This window comes from Rhodococcus sp. G-MC3, from assembly GCF_030063335.1.
Taxonomy (GTDB): Bacteria; Actinomycetota; Actinomycetes; order Mycobacteriales; family Mycobacteriaceae; genus Rhodococcoides.
The window spans coordinates 37,772-57,030 of record NZ_JASISW010000013.1; the positions used below are offsets into that span (position 1 = coordinate 37,772).

19 protein-coding genes and 1 pseudogene are annotated in these 19,259 nt (G+C 63.8%); 12 read left to right on the top strand and 8 right to left on the bottom strand.

The genetic code is table 11. The annotated features are described in order from the left end of the window. Entirely contained in the window at positions 1-612 is a 612-nt protein-coding gene (locus QMK17_RS15745) for a TetR/AcrR family transcriptional regulator (RefSeq protein WP_283510214.1), read from the bottom strand. 114 nt (positions 613-726) lie between these two features. Between QMK17_RS15745 and QMK17_RS15750 the strand changes: the two genes are divergently transcribed. The 10 genes from QMK17_RS15750 (at position 727) to paaK (ending at position 9,549) form a co-directional block, all read left to right on the top strand. After that, positions 727-1,905 carry a thiolase family protein gene (locus QMK17_RS15750; RefSeq protein ID WP_283510215.1) on the top strand — a complete coding sequence of 393 codons (1,179 nt, stop codon included), beginning with the start codon at positions 727-729 and terminating at the stop codon, positions 1,903-1,905. Beyond that, on the top strand, positions 1,902-2,621 hold the full coding sequence (locus QMK17_RS15755; protein ID WP_283510216.1) for an enoyl-CoA hydratase/isomerase family protein: 720 nt from the start codon (positions 1,902-1,904) through the stop codon (positions 2,619-2,621). Before QMK17_RS15750 ends, QMK17_RS15755 begins: the two co-directional genes overlap by 4 nt. Continuing rightward, a complete protein-coding gene (locus QMK17_RS15760; protein WP_283510217.1) occupies positions 2,618-3,490 on the top strand; it encodes a 3-hydroxyacyl-CoA dehydrogenase family protein in 873 nt (290 codons plus the stop codon). The genes QMK17_RS15755 and QMK17_RS15760 overlap by 4 nt, the downstream gene beginning before the upstream one ends. Beyond that, positions 3,487-4,245 (top strand): enoyl-CoA hydratase-related protein, encoded by a 759-nt coding sequence (locus QMK17_RS15765; protein WP_283510218.1) that lies wholly within the window; start codon positions 3,487-3,489, stop codon positions 4,243-4,245. The genes QMK17_RS15760 and QMK17_RS15765 overlap by 4 nt, the downstream gene beginning before the upstream one ends. A gap of 119 nt (positions 4,246-4,364) precedes the next feature. After that, a complete protein-coding gene (gene paaA / locus QMK17_RS15770; protein WP_283510219.1) occupies positions 4,365-5,324 on the top strand; it encodes a 1,2-phenylacetyl-CoA epoxidase subunit PaaA in 960 nt (319 codons plus the stop codon). Then, positions 5,321-5,698, top strand: coding sequence for a 1,2-phenylacetyl-CoA epoxidase subunit PaaB (gene paaB, locus QMK17_RS15775; RefSeq protein ID WP_442972774.1), 378 nt, complete (start codon positions 5,321-5,323; stop codon positions 5,696-5,698). The genes paaA and paaB overlap by 4 nt, the downstream gene beginning before the upstream one ends. Before the next feature lie 12 nt (positions 5,699-5,710). After that, a complete protein-coding gene (gene paaC, locus QMK17_RS15780; RefSeq protein ID WP_283510220.1) occupies positions 5,711-6,628 on the top strand; it encodes a 1,2-phenylacetyl-CoA epoxidase subunit PaaC in 918 nt (305 codons plus the stop codon). Between the two features lie 5 nt (positions 6,629-6,633). Continuing rightward, positions 6,634-7,131, top strand: a complete 498-nt coding sequence (gene paaD / locus QMK17_RS15785; RefSeq protein WP_442972777.1) for a 1,2-phenylacetyl-CoA epoxidase subunit PaaD — start codon at positions 6,634-6,636, stop codon at positions 7,129-7,131. Further along, positions 7,131-8,225, top strand: coding sequence for a 1,2-phenylacetyl-CoA epoxidase subunit PaaE (gene paaE, locus QMK17_RS15790; RefSeq protein WP_283510221.1), 1,095 nt, complete (start codon positions 7,131-7,133; stop codon positions 8,223-8,225). The genes paaD and paaE overlap by 1 nt, the downstream gene beginning before the upstream one ends. Positions 8,226-8,241: 16 nt before the next feature. Further along, positions 8,242-9,549 carry a phenylacetate--CoA ligase PaaK gene (paaK, locus tag QMK17_RS15795; protein ID WP_283510222.1) on the top strand — a complete coding sequence of 436 codons (1,308 nt, stop codon included), beginning with the start codon at positions 8,242-8,244 and terminating at the stop codon, positions 9,547-9,549. A gap of 60 nt (positions 9,550-9,609) precedes the next feature. Here paaK and lpdA read toward each other — a convergent pair whose 3' ends face one another. From lpdA to QMK17_RS15820, 5 genes and pseudogenes are all read right to left on the bottom strand, one after another. After that, on the bottom strand, positions 9,610-10,950 hold the full coding sequence (lpdA, locus tag QMK17_RS15800) for a dihydrolipoyl dehydrogenase (RefSeq protein WP_283510223.1): 1,341 nt from the start codon (positions 10,948-10,950) through the stop codon (positions 9,610-9,612). Continuing rightward, complete coding sequence (locus QMK17_RS15805; RefSeq protein ID WP_283510224.1) at positions 10,947-12,179, bottom strand: dihydrolipoamide acetyltransferase family protein; 1,233 nt, start codon at positions 12,177-12,179, stop codon at positions 10,947-10,949. Before QMK17_RS15805 ends, lpdA begins: the two co-directional genes overlap by 4 nt. Positions 12,180-12,190: 11 nt before the next feature. After that, positions 12,191-13,198, bottom strand: coding sequence for an alpha-ketoacid dehydrogenase subunit beta (locus QMK17_RS15810; protein WP_283510225.1), 1,008 nt, complete (start codon positions 13,196-13,198; stop codon positions 12,191-12,193). Then, positions 13,195-14,298, bottom strand: a complete 1,104-nt coding sequence (pdhA, locus tag QMK17_RS15815) for a pyruvate dehydrogenase (acetyl-transferring) E1 component subunit alpha (RefSeq protein WP_283510226.1) — start codon at positions 14,296-14,298, stop codon at positions 13,195-13,197. Before pdhA ends, QMK17_RS15810 begins: the two co-directional genes overlap by 4 nt. Before the next feature lie 127 nt (positions 14,299-14,425). Further along, positions 14,426-14,587 (bottom strand): annotated as a pseudogene (locus QMK17_RS15820) (MFS transporter); the annotation flags it as partial. 136 nt (positions 14,588-14,723) lie between these two features. Between QMK17_RS15820 and prpD the strand changes: the two are divergent. Beyond that, complete coding sequence (gene prpD / locus QMK17_RS15825; RefSeq protein WP_283510228.1) at positions 14,724-16,244, top strand: 2-methylcitrate dehydratase PrpD; 1,521 nt, start codon at positions 14,724-14,726, stop codon at positions 16,242-16,244. Between the two features lie 41 nt (positions 16,245-16,285). On the opposite strand, the gene QMK17_RS15830 is transcribed toward prpD, so the two are convergent. After that, entirely contained in the window at positions 16,286-16,732 is a 447-nt protein-coding gene (locus QMK17_RS15830; RefSeq protein WP_283510229.1) for a carboxymuconolactone decarboxylase family protein, read from the bottom strand. Positions 16,733-16,779: 47 nt separating this feature from the next. On the opposite strand from QMK17_RS15830, the gene pdxR reads away from it, so the two are divergent. Then, positions 16,780-18,195 (top strand): MocR-like pyridoxine biosynthesis transcription factor PdxR, encoded by a 1,416-nt coding sequence (pdxR, locus tag QMK17_RS15835; RefSeq protein WP_283510230.1) that lies wholly within the window; start codon positions 16,780-16,782, stop codon positions 18,193-18,195. On the opposite strand, the gene QMK17_RS15840 is transcribed toward pdxR, so the two are convergent. Continuing rightward, positions 18,167-19,141, bottom strand: a complete 975-nt coding sequence (locus tag QMK17_RS15840) for an alpha/beta hydrolase family protein (protein WP_283510315.1) — start codon at positions 19,139-19,141, stop codon at positions 18,167-18,169. The genes pdxR and QMK17_RS15840 overlap by 29 nt on opposite strands. Positions 19,142-19,259 lie beyond the last annotated feature (118 nt).

The window sequence follows — 19,259 nt, forward strand, 5'->3', positions numbered from 1 at the left end:
TCAGGCCCTGCGTAATCCGTCGAACGTCAGCGCTACCACCGCGTCGGCAAGATCGTTGGCCGATCCCCCGGTGCGCGGTTTATACCACTCGATCAGTGAGTTCACCGTTCCGAACAGCAGTCGCGAGACCAGCGCAGGATCGATGTCCGCTCGCAGATCACCCTCTTTCGCAGCCTCGACGACGAGGTCGCTGACGAAGAAATCGAACTCGCGGCGTCGCGCAAGGGCACGGCGTTCGACCTCGGTGTTTCCGCGCACCCGCAGCAAGAGCGTTACGTACGGCAGCTCAGCCACGAGGATCTCGACACTGCGCCTGACCAGATAATCCAATCGGTCGATGTAGCGACCCTCGGTGGCTTTCTCCTCGGTGGTGACCGCGAACAACGCATTCAGCGCTCGCGACAACGCAAGTTCGAGAAGCTCCGACTTACCGGATACGTGGTGGTAGATCGAGCTCTTCGTGATGCCGAGGCGGCCCGCGAGCACCTCCATGGAGGTGCCGTCGTACCCCTTGTCGTTGAAGACCTTCACCGCAACGGCCAGCAGCGAATCGAGGTCGTAGCCCGGGCGGCCAGGAAGGCCGGTGCGACGCGGGGCCCGTGCGGTTGTCATGTGCTCCATCCTTCCAGGCTCGTTGCGATTTCACAGTCCGACCCACCACCGCCCTTGCGTGACTACCGAATGTTCGGTTATTAATAGGGGGGTAACCCGTCGAAGGAGCGCATAATGGGCGAAGTTTTTCTGGTATCCGGAGCACGAACGCCGCACGGTCGCTACGGGGGCGCGCTCGCAAGCGTCCGGCCCGACGACTTGGCAGGCATCGTCGTCGCCGAGGCAGTGCGTCGTGCGGGGATTCCAGCCGAGGTGATCGACGAGGTGATTCTCGGCGCGGCGAATCAGGCGGGCGAGGACAATCGGGACGTGGCTCGAATGGCTGTACTGCTTGCCGGCTTGCCCGAATCCATCCCCGGGTACACCGTCAACCGTCTGTGCGCGAGCGGTCTGACCGCCATCGCCAACGCCGCGGCCTCGATCCGAAGCGGAGAAGCTGACTTGATCGTCGCCGGTGGCGTCGAGTCGATGACGCGGGCGCCTTGGGTCATCGCGAAGCCGGGTACGCCGTGGGCCAAACCCGGGCAGATCTTCGACACCGCGCTCGGATGGCGATTCACCAATCCCCGCTTCGATCCGGCAACGACCCTGTCGATGGGCGAGACCGCCGAGGAAGTAGCTCGCCAGGAGGGCGTCACCCGCGAGGAGTCCGACGCCTTCGCGCTGCGCAGCCAGGAACGCGCGATCGCAGCCCAGGACGCCGGTCGGTTCGACAACGAGATCGTCGCCGTTCCGACGAAGGCAGGGGACGTCACTCAGGACGAGACTCCGCGTCGCGGCCTGACACTGGAGAAGCTCGGAAAGCTGAAGACAGTCTTCAAGCAGGACGGCATCGTCACCGCCGGCACGTCCTCCCCGTTCACCGACGGTGCCTCTGCGCTGGTAGTCGCGAGCGAGGACGCCGTAAAGAAGTACAACCTCGAGGTCCGCGGACGCATCGTGACCAGTGCCAGCGCTGGCGTCGAGCCGCGTGTGATGGGCCTCGGACCGGTGCCGTCGACGCAGAAGGCACTCGCCCGCGCAGGCTGGAGCGTCGACGACCTGGGCGCAATCGAACTCAACGAGGCCTTTGCGGCCCAGTCGCTCGGCGTCATCCGCCAGTTGAAACTCGACGAAGAGAAGGTCAACGCCGACGGCGGCGCGATCGCACTGGGCCACCCGCTCGGCTCCTCGGGTGCCCGAATTCTCCTCACCCTGATGGGACGGATGGAACGCGAGAAAGCCTCACGCGGACTCGCGACGCTGTGTGTCGGCGTCGGCCAGGGCGTATCGATGTTGATCGAGGCGCCGTGAACACTCTTGTCGTAGAGGAACTGTCCGACCGGGTCGTCGTCACTCTCGCCCGAGAAAAGCAGCGCAATGCCATCGACGCGGAGATGATCTCCGAGCTGCACGAGGTCTGCGCGCTGATCGAAGACAAGCCCAAGCTTCTCCTGCTGACCGGCCAGGGCGAACACTTCGCCGGCGGCGCCGACATCAACCAACTCAGAGTGCGCACGCGCGACGACGCACTACGCGGCATCAACCGGAACCTGTTCGACCGCATCGCTACGCTCCCCCTACCGACCGTCGCCGCGATCCGCGGGTACGCCCTCGGCGGCGGCGCAGAGTTGTCGTATGCCTGCGATATCCGGATCATCTCGTCCACCGCCGTTTTCGGAAATCCCGAGCCCGGCCTGGGCATCATGGCAGCAGCAGGCGCCAGCTACCGTCTGCCTACTCTGATCGGCGTTTCGGTGGCCAAACAGGTACTCCTGGGTGGACGGACGCTCGATGCCGATGCGGCGCTGCGCAGTGGATTGGCTATGGAGATCGTCGAAGATCCTCTGGCCGCGGCCCATTCGCTGCTGGACCGCGTCGCCAAGCAGGCACCCCTCGCACTGAAGCTCACCAAGAAGATTCTCGACGCACCAGGTTCCCATCCGTGGGCCGACGACATCGCCCAAGCAATCCTCTTCGAGACCGAGGACAAACAACGCCGTATGACGGCATTTCTGGAGAAACTGTGACATTTCTAGAAGAACCTACAAGCATTCCGGCCAAAGTAGGCGTCGTCGGTGGTGGACGGATGGGTGCTGGCATTGCCCAGGTGTTTGCCCAACTCGGATCACAGGTGGTCATCGCCGAAGCCGCGGATCAACAGGCGGCCCTCGAGAGGGTGTCCACCGGTCTCACTCGCGCGCACGAGCGCGGCAAGCTGGACGGCGCACCCGACGAGATCCTGTCGCGGGTATCCACCGTCGCCGGCCCGGACGAGCTGCCAGCGGACCTGGACCTCGTCGTCGAGGCAGTCCCGGAGATTCCATCGCTCAAGGTCGAAGTGCTGGCACTGGTCGACAAGTCGGTCTCGTCGTCGACAGTGATCGCGTCCAACACCAGTTCCATTTCCATCGCCGAACTCGGTGCAGCACTGAGTGATCCAACGCGCTTCATCGGCATGCACTTCTTCAATCCCGTTCCGGTATCGGAACTGGTGGAGATCGTGCGGGCACCGGAAACCTCGCCCGACGTCGTGACGAAGGTTCGCGATTGGGTCTCGTTGCTCGGCAAGAGTGAGGTGCTCGTCAACGACTCCCCCGGCTTCGCCACCAGCCGCCTCGGGGTCAGCCTGGGCCTCGAAGCCATCCGGATGCTGGAGGAGGGCGTCGCCGACGCCGAATCCATCGATCGTGCAATGGAACTCGGCTACAAGCATCCGATGGGACCGCTGCGCTCGACGGATCTGGTGGGTCTCGACGTGAGGCTTGCGATCGCCGAGCACCTGGCGTCGACACTCGGCGACCGCTTCACCCCGCCACAGCTGCTGAGAGACACAGTCGCGCGCGGAGAACTCGGCCGCAAGTCCGGCAAGGGATTCTACGATTGGGAGAAGAAATGACGGTACGACTCGACATCTCGGATGGCCTCGCCACCATCACCCTGGAACGCTCTTCACTGAATATCGCGACCAAGGTTGCATTCCAGGAGGCGGTGGACGCTGTCTCAGGGGTACGGGCTGTCCTGATCACCTCCGAGGGCAAGAATTTCTGCGTCGGGCAGGACCTCGGCGAGCATGTCGAAGCGCTTGAAGCTGATCCGTCGACCGCGATGGATACCGTCGGGATTCACTACAACCCGCTGATCCGGTCGCTGAAGAGACTCTCGGTTCCCGTCGTCGTCGCAATTCCCGGCGCCTGTGTCGGGGCAGGCCTCGGCATTGCGCTCGCCGGAGATATCCGCGTGGCCGGGACGAAGACGTCCTTCGGGACGGCCTTCACCGGCATCGGCCTTGCCAGCGATTCGGGGCTGAGCTACTCGCTCGTCGAGTCCCTCGGTTCTTCGCGGGCCACGGCTCTCCTGCTCCTCGGCGACAAGATCAGCGCCGAGCAGGCGCTCGACTGGGGGCTCGTACACCGACTGGTGGCCGACGAAGAGGTTCAGGAGACTGCGCGCACGCTCGCGCAGAAGCTCGCGTCCGGCCCCACCGAGGCGTACCGGCAGGTCAAGGCACTCGTCGCCGCATCGGCCTCGGGCTTGTCCGACGCCCTGGAGCGCGAAGCCACCGCGCAGACCCACCTCGGTCAGACCAAGGACCACAAGGCTGCGGTCGATGCCTTCCTCGCCAAGGAGAAGGCCTCCTTCGTCGGTATGTGAGTGAAAATACGTCCCCTGAGACGTATTCGCACTCACGTGCGGCGAAGCCGCCTTGTGTGCCGAGTCACTTCGGTGCATACTGGTTACCAACCGATCATTCGGTAATGAAAGTAGGACTTATGACCACGTCAAACGCCCTCAGCGCCGACGCGCTACAGGATGACTTCGACGCGACCATCGCAGATCAGCAGCGAGTCGAGCCCCGCGACTGGATGCCCGACGGCTACCGCAAGTCACTGATCCGGCAGATCGCGCAGCACGCGCATTCGGAGATCATCGGCATGCAACCCGAGGGCAACTGGCTCACCCGCGCGCCCTCGCTGCGACGCAAGGCGATTCTGATGGCGAAGGTGCAGGACGAAGCGGGCCACGGTCTGTACCTGTACTCCGCCGCGGAGACGCTCGGCGCCGATCGCGCTGACCTGACGGTCAAGCTCATCGAGGGCAAGCAGAAGTACTCCTCGATCTTCAATTACCCCACGCTCACCTACGCCGACGTCGGCACCATCGGCTGGCTCGTCGACGGCGCAGCCATCTGCAACCAGGTTCCGTTGTGCCGCAGCTCCTTCGGGCCCTACGCACGCGCGATGATCCGCGTCTGCAAGGAAGAGTCCTTCCATCAGCGCCAGGGATTCGAACTGCTCGCGACGATGATGCGCGGCACCGACGAGCAGCGCGCGATGGTCCAGGAATCGGTGAACCGCTGGTGGTGGCCCGCACTGATGATGTTCGGCCCGCCGGACGACGAGAGCCCCAACACCGAGCAGTCCATGAAGTGGGGCATCAAGCGCCACACCAACGACGAACTGCGCCAGCGTTTCGTGGATATGTCCATCCCGCAGGCCGAAGCGCTGGGAGTCACCTTCCCCGATCCGGATCTGAAGTGGAACGAAGAGCGCAACTCACATGACTTCGGTGAGCCCGATTGGAGCGAGTTCATGCAGGTCATCAAGGGCAACGGGGCGTCGAACGTCGAGCGCATCGCAGGCCGTCGCGCAGCCCACGAGGACGGCGCCTGGGTCCGCGAGGCGGCAACAGCTTGTGCAGCTTTCGAGAAAACACAGGGGAACGCATCATGACCGAATTCACAGCCTCCGGGTTCACTGCCGAAGGCGGCCATGGCGCAGTTCCTACCGACGGTGTGCCGGTCGAGCCGAAACGCGAAGCCGTCAAGGCAGATTGGCCCTTGTACGAGGTCTTCCTGCGCGGCAAACGCGGACTCAATCATGTACACGTCGGATCGCTCCACGCCGCCGACGACACGATGGCGCTGCGCCACGCCCGCGACGTCTACACCCGCCGCAACGAAGGGGTCAGCATCTGGGTGGTGCCGTCCAACTCGATCGTTGCATCGTCCCCGTCGGAGAAGGATCCGTTCTTCGCACCCAGCGGCGACAAGGTGTACCGCCACCCGACGTTCTACGAGATCCCCGACAACGTTCCCCACATGTGAGGCCTGAACAAGATGACTGATCACGACAGCGCCTACGAAGGCCTGGTCAACGAGGACACGCACGGGCAATGGGCTTTCGGGACGAGTTTCGACGACCCCCTTGCCGGCGTCGACACCACCGTGCCCGACGACGTAGACCTCGAAGCCCTCGCCGCCTACTGCCTCATGCTTGGCGACGACGCGCTCGTCAGCGCACAGCGTCTGGCCGAATGGAGCACGCGGGCACCGGAACTCGAAGAGGAAGTTGCGCTGGCGAACGTCGGCCTGGATCTGCTCGGCCAGGCACGATTGCTGCTCGCCCGTGCGGCAGCCGCGGACTCCTCGGTGGTCCCGACAATCTCGGAGACCTCGCCCGCTCCGGCCGAGGACGCACTCGCGTTCTTCCGCACCGATGCCGAGTTCAAGAACGTCCGACTCGCTGAGCTCGACAACGGCGACTTCGCGAAATCTCAAGTGCGCCTGCTGGTTCTGTCGACGTGGCGCCTCGCGATTTTCGACCGCCTGCGCACCTCACGTGATCCGGTTCTGGCCGCCGTCGCGAACAAGGGCGTCAAGGAACTCACCTACCACCGCGATTACTCCGCGCGCTGGGTCGTCACTCTCGGTTGCGGCACGGACGAATCCAAGCGCCGAGTCAGCGATGCCCTCGATCGCATCTGGCCGTACGTCTCCGAACTGTTCCTGCCCACTGAACAAGAGATCACCCTGGCGAGTGTCGGCGTCGGCGTCGACCCCCGTGACGTGCGCGAAGAGTTCGACGCTGTCATCGCGCAGGTCCTGCACGCTGCGGAACTCACTGCACCAGAGGGCAAGTCCGTCGGTACCATCGGCGGCCGCGGTGGTCGTCGCGGAATTCACACCGAAGCATTCGGCCCGCTGATCGCCGAAATGCAGTCCGTTGCGCGCGCACATCCGGAGGGAGTCTGGTGACCACAATGCAACTCTCGGCGCGCGAGATCGCAGCCAGCGTCATGGACCCCGAAATGCCGTTGTTGACCCTCGATGACCTTGGCGTTCTGCGCGAGGTCGAGGTAGGCGAGAACGGCAGCGTGCGCGTCACCATCACCCCGACGTACTCGGGATGCCCGGCCATGGCCACGATGCGCGACGACATCGAGCACAAACTTCGCGACGGTGGCTACGCGGATGTCGAGATCGTCACCAGCCTCAGCCCCGCGTGGAGCACCGACTGGATCTCTGAGGATGGTCTCCGAAAGCTTCGCGAGACGGGCTACTCGACACCGGGACCGGCTCCCGCCCGCGCTTCGGGACCGGTTCCGTTGACGCTGACGATCAAGCCGCGCGTCATCGACTGCCCGCAGTGCGGCTCCGGGAACACCAGGCTGACGTCGGAATTCGGCGCAACGCTCTGCAAGGCGCAGTACCGCTGCGACGACTGCCTCGAACCCTTCGACCACGTGAAAGAAATCTGATGACCGTCACCGACGAACCTGTCGTCACCTCGAACCGCAACAAGGCTTTTCACACGTTGACCGTCGCCGACGTCGAATCACTGTGCGACGATGCCGTTGCCGTCACGTTCGACGTTCCCGGCGACCTGCAGGGCGAATTCGACTTCCTCCCTGGCCAATCGCTGATGCTCAGCCGCACCGTCGACGGCGTCGAACATCGCCGTTCGTACTCGATCTGCGCTGCAGCAGGCACACGGCCACGCGTCGGCGTTCGCGAGGTCACCGACGGCTTGTTCTCCTCGTGGCTCGTGCACGAGGTCAAAGCGGGCGACAAGATCGACGTGCAGGGACCGAGCGGGAACTTCTATGCCGACCCGGCCGCCGGCGGGCGACATGTACTCATTGCAGCCGGCTCCGGTATCACCCCGATGCTATCCATCGCTGGCTCAGTACTGGCCAACCCCGACGCCGAAGTTGTGCTGCTGTACGGCAACCGACGTACCAGGTCGGTCATGTTCGCCGAGGAAATTGCCGATCTGAAAGATCAGTACGGCTCCCGCTTCGACGTCATCCACGTTCTCTCCCGCGAACCCCGCGAGGTCGAATTGTTCAGCGGCCGCCTCGACGCGGAGCGCCTGAAGAACATCCTCGACACGGTCGTCCCGACGCCGGACATCGATCACTTCTGGTTGTGCGGTCCGTTCGGGATGGTCAACGACGCGCAGGATGTGCTCGCCGGTCTCGGCGTCGAGAAGTCGCAGATTCACCACGAGCTCTTCTACGTCGACGACGTACCGCCGCCGCAAGAGAAGCACCGCGAGCCCGGCGTCACCGGCCCGAGCAGCGAGGTCACCATCACCCTCGACGGGCGCACGGTGACGGGAACGCTTCCCCAGGACGAGTCGATCCTCGACTCCGCAGAGCAACTGCGCTCCGACCTTCCCTTCGCCTGCAAGGGCGGCGTCTGCGGTACGTGCCGCGCCAAGGTCACTCTCGGTGACGTGGACATGCGTCGCAATTACGCGCTCGAAGACAACGAGGTCGCCGCCGGCTTCGTCCTGACCTGCCAGACCTTCCCCGTCAGCGACAACGTCACCGTCGACTACGACGCCTAATCCCCCGGAGACTGCCATGACCAGCGTCTTGTCCACCCCCACCGATACACCGGACATCGAGTTCGCCAGCCGCGATCAGATCTCCGCGCTCCAGCTCGCGCGGATGCAGTGGTCACTGAAACACGCCTACGACAACGTCCCGCACTACAAAAAAGCGTTCGACGACGCCGGAGTCCATCCGAACGATCTGTTGGACCTCAGCGATCTCGCCAAGTTCCCCTTCACCACCAAGGCAGATCTCCGCGCGAACTACCCGTTCAAGATGTTCGCGGTACCGCAGGACCAGGTCTCGCGCATCCACGCGTCGTCGGGCACCACCGGCCGTCCCACCGTCGTCGGCTACACCGCCAACGACATCAGCAATTGGGCCGATCTGATTGCCCGCAGCCTCCGCGCGGGAGGCGTGAAGCCGTCGGACAAGGTCCATGTCGCCTATGGCTACGGGCTGTTCACCGGCGGCCTCGGCGCACATTACGGCGCAGAGCGGCTGGGCTGCACCGTCATTCCGATGTCCGGCGGCCAGACCGACCGTCAGATCCAACTGATCGAGGACTTCGAACCCGACGCGATCATGGTCACCCCGTCGTACATGCTCACGATCGTCGACGCGATGCTCGAGAAGGGTATCGATCCCGCGAAGACGTCGCTGAGGACCGGAGTCTTCGGCGCCGAGCCGTGGACCGAGGAGATGCGAAAGGAAATCGAGAAGACCCTGGCCATGGACGCCGTCGACATCTACGGACTGTCGGAGGTCATGGGACCCGGCGTTGCGATGGAATGCGTCGAAACCAAGGACGGACTCCACATCTGGGAGGATCACTTCTACCCGGAGGTCATCGATCCGGTGACCGGCGAGGTTCTACCCGACGGTGAGGAGGGCGAATTGGTCTTCACGTCGCTGTCCAAGGAAGCGATGCCGATCATTCGGTACCGGACCCGCGACCTGACGCGCCTCTTGCCCGGAACCGCCCGAAGCATGCGGCGTATGCAAAAAGTCACCGGACGCACCGACGACATGATCATTCTGCGCGGTGTGAACCTGTTTCCAACTCAGATCGAAGAGCTCATCCTGACGGTTCCCTCGCTCGCACCGCAATTCCAGTGCGTGCTCGAGCGAGCAGGGCGAATGGATTCACTCACAGTGTTGGTGGAGGCACGTCCCGACGCGCCCCTCGAAGTCCATCCCGTTGCTGCCGCGACGCTGCGCAAGCTCGTGAAGGATCGCATCGGCGTCAGCGTTCAGGTCGATGTGGTTCCCCCTGCTGCGCTCGAACGTTCCATCGGCAAAGCTCGCCGTCTGATCGACAACCGGCCCCAGGCGTGAGGCGCATGTGAGCGAAAGTACGTCCCCCACGACGTATTTCCGCTCACCTGCGCGCAGCGCTTAATGCGAATGCAGCGGCTTGCCGGCCAGCGCGAGGTGCGCCTCACCGAACGCCTCGGACTGCGTCGGGTGCGCGTGGATCAGATGGGCTACCTCTTCGGGGTAGGCACCCCAGTTGACCACCAGTTGCGCTTCACCGATCAGTTCGCCGACGCGTGCGCCGACCATATGGATCCCAACGACTGCGCCCCCGGCTCGCACGAGCTTCACGCCGCCCGCCGCCCCGAGGATCTGACTCTTGCCGTTGCCCGCGAGATCGTAGACGGTCGAGTCTGCCGAACCATGCTGCCGGGCGGCTTGTGCCTCGGTCAGCCCGACCGACGCAATTTCCGGGTTCGAGTAGGTGACACGCGGAATATTGGCGTCCGGAACAGATTTCGGTGCAAGGCCAGCAATCTGCTCGGCCACGAAGATGCCCTGTTGGAACCCTCGGTGCGCCAGCTGCGGGCCACGAACGATATCTCCGACGGCATAGACGTCGGCGTGGTTGGTCTGCAATACAGAATCCACGGTCACGAAGCCGCCATCGAGCGAAATTTCCCCGAGATCCTCGGTCCTGGGTCCACGCCCGACGGCTACGAGCAGCACATCCGCGTCGAGGGTCTCCCCCGATTCGAGAGTCACTGTCACACCGTCCGGGGTTTCCTTCACACCGGTGAACGGGGACGACGTCTTCGCGGTGATCCCGCGCTTCTTGAACGCACGAGTCAGCTGCTTCGACGCCCACTCATCCTCGGCCGCAACGAGCCTCGGCAAGGCTTCTACAATGGTGACGTCGGTGCCGAACGATGCCCACACACTGGCGAATTCGATACCGATGACGCCTCCACCGAGCACGATTGCCCTTCTCGGGACCGTGTCGAGCGTCAGCGCCTGATCGCTCGTCAGCACCCGAGGCCCGAGCTCGATCCCCGGCAGCACCTTCGAGTACGACCCGGTCGCCAGGACCACGGACTTGCCGGTGATCCGCCGGCCGTCGACCTCGACGGTCTTGTCGCCCACGTATCGCCCTGTACCGCTGACGAATTCGATCTTGTGCGCGGACACCAGACCTTGCAGGCCCTTGTACAGCTTGGCGACGACGCCGTCCTTGTACGCATGGACACCCTGCATGTCGACGCCGTCGAAGGACGCCTTGATTCCGACCGACGCACTCTCACGGGCGGTATCGGCCACCTCGGCGGCATGGAGAAGCGCCTTCGTTGGAATGCATCCGCGATGGAGACAGGTACCGCCGACCTTGTCCTTCTCGATCAGCGTGACGGAGAGCCCCAGCTGAGCGGCGCGGAACGCAGCGGCATATCCGCCCGAACCGCCGCCCAGGATAACTACATCGTTCATGACAGCGCCACCAGGTTCAGCGGGTCCGACAGCAACGACGCGATGTCGGACAGGAACCGCGAGCCCTGTTCACCGTCCACGAGACGATGATCGAACGAGAGACTCAGCGTGGTCATCGACCGCAGCGCGATCTCACCCTCGAACTCCCACGGCTGGCGGCGAATCGCGCCGAAGCACAGGATCGCGGCCTCCCCCGGGTTGAGGATCGGGGTTCCCGAATCCACGCCGAAGACACCGACATTGGTGATCGTGATGGTCCCGTCGGCGAGATCCGCCGGCCCGGTCTTGCCTTCCTTGGCCGTCGCCGTCAGATCCACGAGCGACTGCGCCAGATCCTTGAGACCCAGCTTGTGAGCATCCTTGATGTTCGGCACCATCAGCCCGCGCGGAGTCGCCGCCGCGATACCGAGGTTGACGTATCCCTTGGTGACAATCTCCTGGTTCTGCTCGTCCCACTCGGAGTTGAGGCTCGGGTTGGAACGCAATGCCACCAGCAGCGCCTTCGCAACCAGCGCCAGAGGCGTGAGGCGAACATCGCGGAAGTGCTTGGTACCGCGGAGCTTCTCCAGAAGCTCGACCGTCGGCGTCACATCGACCGTGATGAACTCGGTGACGTGTGGGGCAGTGAACGCACTCGATACCATTGCCGCCGCGGTGTGCTTGCGGACGCCCTTGATCGGTGTGCGGGTCTCATCCTTGCCATGAACGAGGGCTACCGGCTCCTCGTCACGAGCCATGTACGACGCGATATCGTCGCGCGTCACCTCGCCGTGGGTACCGCTGGCAGGCACTTCGGCCAGATCGATGCCCTCTTGACGAGCAACGAACCGAACCGGCGGAGACGCAAGCGGTTTGTCCGACACCGGCTTCACAGTCTCGGGCGCGGCCGCGCGGCGGTTACCTCGACGACTCGGACCCTCTCCGGCGACGCCGTACCCGACGAGAACGGGAACGCGCTCTTCCTCTTGTACAGGTTCCTTCAACGGTTCGCTGCCGTCGGCGATGTCGATGATCGCGGTGCCGACCTCGACCGTCGTACCCTCTTGTGCGCGAAGAGCGGTCACGACGCCTGCATACGGCGAGGGCAGTTCGACCGATGCCTTGGCAGTTTCGACCTCGGCGATCACCTGGTTCAGCTCGATGGTGTCACCGACCTTGACGAGCCAGGTGATCAGTTCGGCCTCGGTGAGCCCTTCCCCGAGGTCGGGGAGCAGGAAGCTCTTCGTCATCTGGAATGTTCCTATCGGAGATTGAGGGTGCGGTCGACGGCGTCGAGAATCCGGTCGGCATCCGGGAGAAAGAACTCCTCCACCTTTGCGGCGGGGTACGGCGTGGAAAAACCGCCGACGCGCTGGATCGGCGCTTCGAGGCTGTAGAAGCACTGATCTTGCACTCGCGCAGCGATTTCGGCGCCGATTCCCATGAACGTGGCCGCCTCGTGCGTGATGACGAGCCGGCCGGTCTTGCGTACCGAAGCGGCGATCGTGTCCATATCGAGGGGTGACAGCGAACGCAGGTCGATGATTTCGAGCGAGCGGCCCTCTCCTGCTGCGATATCGGCAGCCTGCAGGGCTGTGGTGACGAGCGGGCCGTAGGCGACGACGGTGGCGTCCGTACCGTCGCGGACCACCCGCGCCTTGTGTAAGGGGTAGGCGTCGTCGATCGATACGGTGACGTCGACCTCGCCCTTCTGCCAGTAGCGACGCTTCGGCTCGAAGAACAGAACCGGATCGTCCGACGCAATGGCCTGACGCAGCATCACGTTGGCGTCGGCGGCGTTGCTGCAGCTGACAACCCGCAAGCCGGCGGTTTGCGCGAAGTAGCCCTCGGGGGACTCCGAATGATGTTCGACCGCACCGATTCCGCCGCCGTAGGGGACGCGGATCGTGATGGGCATCTTGACGTTGCCGCCGGTGCGGTAGTGCAGCTTGGCCACCTGCGAGACGATCTGGTCGAAGGCCGGATAGATGAATCCGTCGAACTGGATCTCACAGACGGGACGGTAGCCTCGGAACGCGAGACCGACTGCTGTACCGATGATTCCGGACTCGGCCAATGGTGTGTCCACCACACGGTTCGGTCCGAAATCCTTCTGCAGACCATCGGTGATGCGGAAGACGCCGCCGAGCTTACCGATGTCCTCGCCGAGAAGGATCACCTTCGGGTCGTCTTCCATGGCGCGTCGAAGACCGGCGTTGAGGGCCTTGCCGAGCGGAAGAGTTGTCGGTGCGGCGAGCGTGGCGGTCATGACAGAGCTCCTTCGAATCCAGCGAGGTAGGCGGCGTAGTTCTTGCGCTCTTCGTCGATAAGCGGATGCGGATCGGCATAGACGTTGTCGAAGATCGACATCGGACCGGGCTCCACGGTCCCGAGGCAGCCGCTACGCAGTTGAGCGGCGGTGTCGTCGGCGCGTTCCTTGACGCGAGCGCGGAAGGCGTCGTCCATCGCGCCCTCGTGCTCGAGTAGGAGCGCTATACGATCGATCGGGTCCTTGAGCTTCCACTCGTCGTCGAGTGCCGCCGGCCGGTAGCGGCTGGGGTCGTCGGAGGTGGTGTGCGGACCCATCCGGTAGGTGAACGCCTCGATCAGCATCGGCCCGCTGCCTTCGCGCGCATGTGCCAAAGCCATTCTGGTGGCGGCGAGTACGGCCAGGACGTCGTTTCCGTCGACGCGCAGTGACGGAATTCCGAAGCCTCGACCGCGCTCGGCGATGGTGGTGTGCGTCTGGAGCGTCACCGGTTCCGAAATTGCGAACTGGTTGTTCTGGCAGAAGAAGACGACCGGTGATGCAAAGCTGGCGGCGAATCCGAATGCTTCGGAAATGTCGCCTTGGCTCGTCGCGCCGTCACCGAAATAGGTGATTACGGCCCCCTCGACCCCGTCGAACTTCATTCCGAGGCCGTAGCCCGTGGCGTGCAGGGCCTGCGCGCCGACGATGATGGCGGGCGTCGTCATGTTGTATTCGTAGGGGTTCCAGCCGGATTGGGTCGATCCGCGCCAGAACCGGAGCATTTCGGTGGGATCCACGCCCCGGCAGTAGGCGACGCCGTGTTCGCGATAGCTCGCGAAGACGAAGTCGTCGCCCTGCAGAGCGCGAGCCGAACCGACCTGCGCTGCCTCCTGGCCGAGCAAGGGAGCCCAGAGCCCCAGCTCGCCCTGACGCTGGAGCGCAGTCGCCTCGGCGTCGATGCGCCGGACGACGACCAGATCCTCGTAGAGATCTCGCAGCTTCTCGGTGGTGATGTCGGCGACGATGTCGCTGTATTCCGAGGGCTCGGTGCGGTGGCCGGCGGGGGTGACGATTTGTATGAGTTCTTCGTCGGTGTTCTTCGTGAACGCGGTATCCATGTCGACCTCCGTACAGGTTGCACTGTTACCTGGAACACAACCAAGAATCATCAGTTGGCGCAATAGTTGTGTTCTAAATTGAGCGATATGCACGTTCTGAGGTAACGGAATCGTGCTTGTTCTGCGCTCAATGACTAAGTGCGGGGTCTGCGTCCGGGGTCCGCCCTGCACCCACCCCTCCACGAAGCACGCTGACCAACAGCACCACTGCGCCCACTATCCACAAGCCGGCTTTCGCATTGCCGGTGGCGTCGACAAGCCATCCCGTGACGTACGGGCGCGGAAGGCCGACATGGGCGAAAGCGACCTGGCTGCTCAGGCCTCCGGGCACGTGCGTGGAAATACGTCCCAGGGGACGTATTTCCACGCACATCCAGGCGAACGTAGCGTCGCACCTACAGCCACACACCGACGGAGGATTCAGCGTGAAGAACCATCTCGTTCGCACTCATACATCAGCCGAGGAGTTCCCCCAGTCCGAACATCTAGCATGGAAGATCGCGGAGGTCGCCGCCGACACCGTCGACGTCTCGGAAGCCACCGAAGAGATGATCGTCAACCGGATCATCGACAACGCCGCTGTGGCCGCAGCTTCTCTGGTGCGCAGGCCCGTGACGAGCGCACGGGTGCAGGCGCAGTCACATCCCTACAGCCCCGGTTCTACCGTATTCGGTATCGGCGGCACCTACTCCCCGGAGTGGGCTGCGTGGGCCAACGGGGTCGCCGTGCGTGAACTGGACTTCCACGACACTTTTCTCGCCGCCGAGTACTCGCACCCGGGCGACAACATCCCACCGATCCTCGCCGTCGCGCAACATACCGGCCGTAGTGGGCGCGAGCTGATCCGCGGACTCGCCACCGGATACGAGATCCAGATCGACCTGGTGCGCGCAATATCGTTGCACGAGCACAAGATCGACCACGTCGCCCATCTGGGACCATCGGCGGCCGCTGGCATCGGCACGCTCCTCGGTCTCGATACCGAGACCATCTACCAAGGCATCGGGCAAGCCCTTCACACGACGACGGCTACCCGCCAATCACGCAAGGGCGCAATCTCCAGCTGGAAAGCCTACGCACCCGCACTGGCAGGCAAGGTCGCCGTCGAAGCAGTCGACCGCGCTCTACGCGGCGAAGGTGCACCGTCGCCGATCTGGGAAGGCGAGGATGGCGTCATCGCATGGCTCCTCGGTGGACCGGATGCGAAATACTATGTGCCGCTGCCGGGTATGGGAGAGCCGAAGAGCGCGATCCTCGACAGCTATACCAAGGAACATTCTGCCGAGTATCAAAGCCAGGCACCGATCGACCTCGCACGACGCATGCGGGACCGGGTTGGCGATCCGAACCAGATCGTCAAGATCGTGCTGCACACCAGTCATCACACCCACTTCGTCATCGGCACCGGCTCAGGCGACCCGCAGAAGTTCGATCCCACAGCCTCGAGAGAGACGCTCGATCACTCGGTCATGTACATCTTCGCCGTTGCATTGGAGGACGGTGAATGGCATCACGAGCGCTCCTACGCGCCCGAGCGCGCGCAGCAACCGGACACCATCGCCCTGTGGCAGAAGATTTCCACCGCAGAGGATCCGGAGTGGACCCGTCGCTATCACTCCGTCGATCCTGACGAGAAGGCCTTCGGTGCACGAGCGGAAATTACGCTGAAGGACGGAACGGTGATCGTCGACGAACTCGCTGTCGCCGATGCACATCCTCTTGGGGCCAGGCCGTTCGCCCGCGCGGAGTACGTCGCCAAGTTCCGCACGCTCGCCGACGGCATCATCGCTCCCGATGAGCAAGACCGCTTTCTCGCTGCAGCCGAGCGCACACCGTTGTTGGTAGCAGGCCAGCTGGATCAGCTCACCTTCACCGTCGCCGACGACGTCCTGGCGCGAGCGCCGCATACCCCGAACGGCATCTTCGACGGCGCTCCGCGCACGTGAGTGCGAATACGTCCCAGGGGACGTATTTCCGCGCACATAGGTCAGTTCGCGACCCCCGGCACCAGATGCGTCGTAACTCCAATTCGGTTCCAGGCATTGATGGTGAAGATCTGCGCCAGTAGTTGACCGATCTCGTGCTCGTCGAAGTGCTGGGCAACCCGCTCGTAGATTTCGTCGGAGACACCACCGTCGGAGATCTTGGTTACTGCCTCGGTCAGCGCGAGAACGGCGCGTTCCTGCTCGGTGAAGAAATTCGCGGCGTCGTGCCAGACCGCGACGAGCGCGAGGCGCTCTTCGGTCTCACCGGCTTTGCGGGCGTCGGTGGAATGCATGTGCAGGCAGAACGCGCACCCATTGATCTGGGATGCCCGGATCTTGACCAGCTCGGCGAGGCCGGGGTCGATGCCTTCGCGAGCTGCGATGTCGAGTGCGACGAGTGCTTTCCTGGCTGCGGGAGCGGCTGAACTGAAATTGATTCGTGTTGTCATGGAAAGAACGTTACGACTCCAGGTGACCCTCGGTAGGGTTCAATTCCATGGTCAGAAGTAAGGTCAATTCCCCCGGTGTCGACTTACATTTGAGCCTGTCCCCCGAGGGCTCACGCAGGGCTGCGCTCGGCGAGGCCCTCCGGGACTCCGTTCGATCCGGCCGTCTGGAACCAGGGACGAAACTGCCTTCGTACCGGGCATTGGCCGAGGACCTGAACATCGCCAGGAACACCGTCGCCGAGATTTACGGCGAACTCGTGTCCGAGGGATGGCTCGAAGCCCGTCAGGGATCCGGCACTCGGGTTACTCATCGAGGCGCAGTGGAGTCGCGCGCGAGCTCGTCGGTGGTTCCCGCGGCCACCCGTCCACAGTTCGACCTTCGCCCGGGCCGACCGGATCCTGCGGCATTTCCGCGTGCCGCGTGGCTCTCTGCTGCCAGGCGTGCCATCTACCGCTCTCCGACCGATGCGTTCGGACCAGGCGACCCGCACGGGCGCATCGAGTTACGCCGCGCACTGGCGGACTATCTCGCCCGCACGCGCGGAGTCAGGACCGATGCCCGACGGATCATCATCTGCTCGGGTTTCGCGCAAGCAGCGCAGATACTGACGGACTCCGGCCGTGCGGCGCCGTTCGCGCTGGAGTCCTACGGCCTGCCGTTTCACCGCATGATCTTCGACAAGGCCGGGCCGTCGGTGGCGATAGCGATGGACGAGAGGGGTTGCCTGACGGACACTCTCGGTTCCACCGAAGCCCGCACCGTTGTCCTGACCCCGAGCCACCAGTTTCCGACGGGCGCGTCATTGCATCCGCAGCGCCGCACTGCCGCGATCGAGTGGGCTCGCCAGCATGACGGCTTGATCGTCGAGGACGACTACGACGGCGAGTTCCGTTACGACCGCACGCCGGTCGGTGCGATGCAAAGCCTGGACCCAGACCGAGTTCTCTACGTCGGATCGGTGTCGAAGAGCCTGTCACCGGGCATCAGGGTCGGCTGGATGGCCGTGCCCGAATTTCTGCTGGATCCGATTCTCGCGGCCAAGGGCGAGCGTGAAGCAACCGTCGGCGTCGTCGATCAGCTGACGCTGGCCGAGCTGATCGTCACCGGTGCATACGACCGACACGTTCGTGCTGTCAGGACCAAATATCGACGCCGTCGTGACGAACTGGTTCGTGCAGTGAATGAACGCGCACCCCACGTCGCCGCCATGGGGATCTCGGCCGGCCTCCAAGCCGTCCTGACGCTGCCAGCCGGGTCGGCGAAGACCGTCCTTCGCGCGTCGAGCGAGATCGGTCTGGCGCTGGAAAGCCTCGAGATGTTCAGACACCCCGACTCCCCGGATGCACCGGTCGACGCTGTGCTGGTCGGCTTTTCGGCTCCCAGCGACAACGCCTACCCGCAGGCCATCGACGCACTTGTGTCGATTCTGACGCTTACAGCCCCAGGCCGGCGGACAGCGTAGGCCAGCTCTTGGGTAGCTGGTCCACCCAGTACGCCCACGAGTGCGTCCCCACCTGCTCGAAGTCGAAGGTCGCAGGCACACCGAGCTGCCGCAGCTTGTCATCGAGTCGATGGGTGCAGTAGTTCGCGCCCATTTCGATGGCCCCGCCCACCATCACGATGTCCCAGTCCTTCGCCGTGTCGAACCGCTCGTACGGGCCGGCCAGGCCGGATCCAACGGACACGTAGATTGCTGTGTTACGCAAATTCTCCGCCTGAGCGAGCACGTCGTGCGCTGCCCAGTCAGGATCCAGTGGGCCGCCGAACATGTTGTTCGCGTCGCCGCCGAACGCCGACACAATTCCGCGCATACTTCCCTGGCCCAGCACCTCGGCGGACGAGAAGCACCCACTGTATGCCGCAACGGCCGAATACAGCGACGGATTCCTGGCCGCCAATATCATTGCCGACTGCGCACCCATCGATAGACCGGCAACCCCGTTGCGTCCGTTGCCGTCGAACTCGGCGTCGATCAGCGGCGGCAGCTCCTTGGTCAGGAAGGTCTCCCACTGGTAGCGACCGAGCTTCGGGTCGTCTTGCTGCCAGTCGGCGTAGAAGCTTCCTGGACCAGCGAGAGGCAGGACGACGTTGACGTTCTTGTCCTCGAAGAACTCCGCCGCCCCGCCCTTGCGGAGCCACATGCTGTTCTCCAGATCCTCTTCGCCGATGCCGCTGAGCATGTACAGCGAGGGCCTTGGACCGTTCTCGACGGCAGGCGTCAGTACCTGAACATCGATGATTCGATCCATGCTCGGCGAGTACACCGCCAACGTCGTCAACGTCTCGCTGGAGACTTCGACGTTCTCGATCGACGCCCCCGACGATTGCGCTGAACTCACTGCGGGAGCACCGACGAGACCGAACAAAAGCACAGCACATAAGACACCGAAGTGTCGCGTGTAGACCATGGAACCCCCGACTGACATGCGGCACCGACGACCGCGCTTACGCGCAGTGTTGCACACGAAAGTGCCTGTTACGCAGGATCGCACAAACTTCCCGGACAATACCGACCTTTTTCCTGCG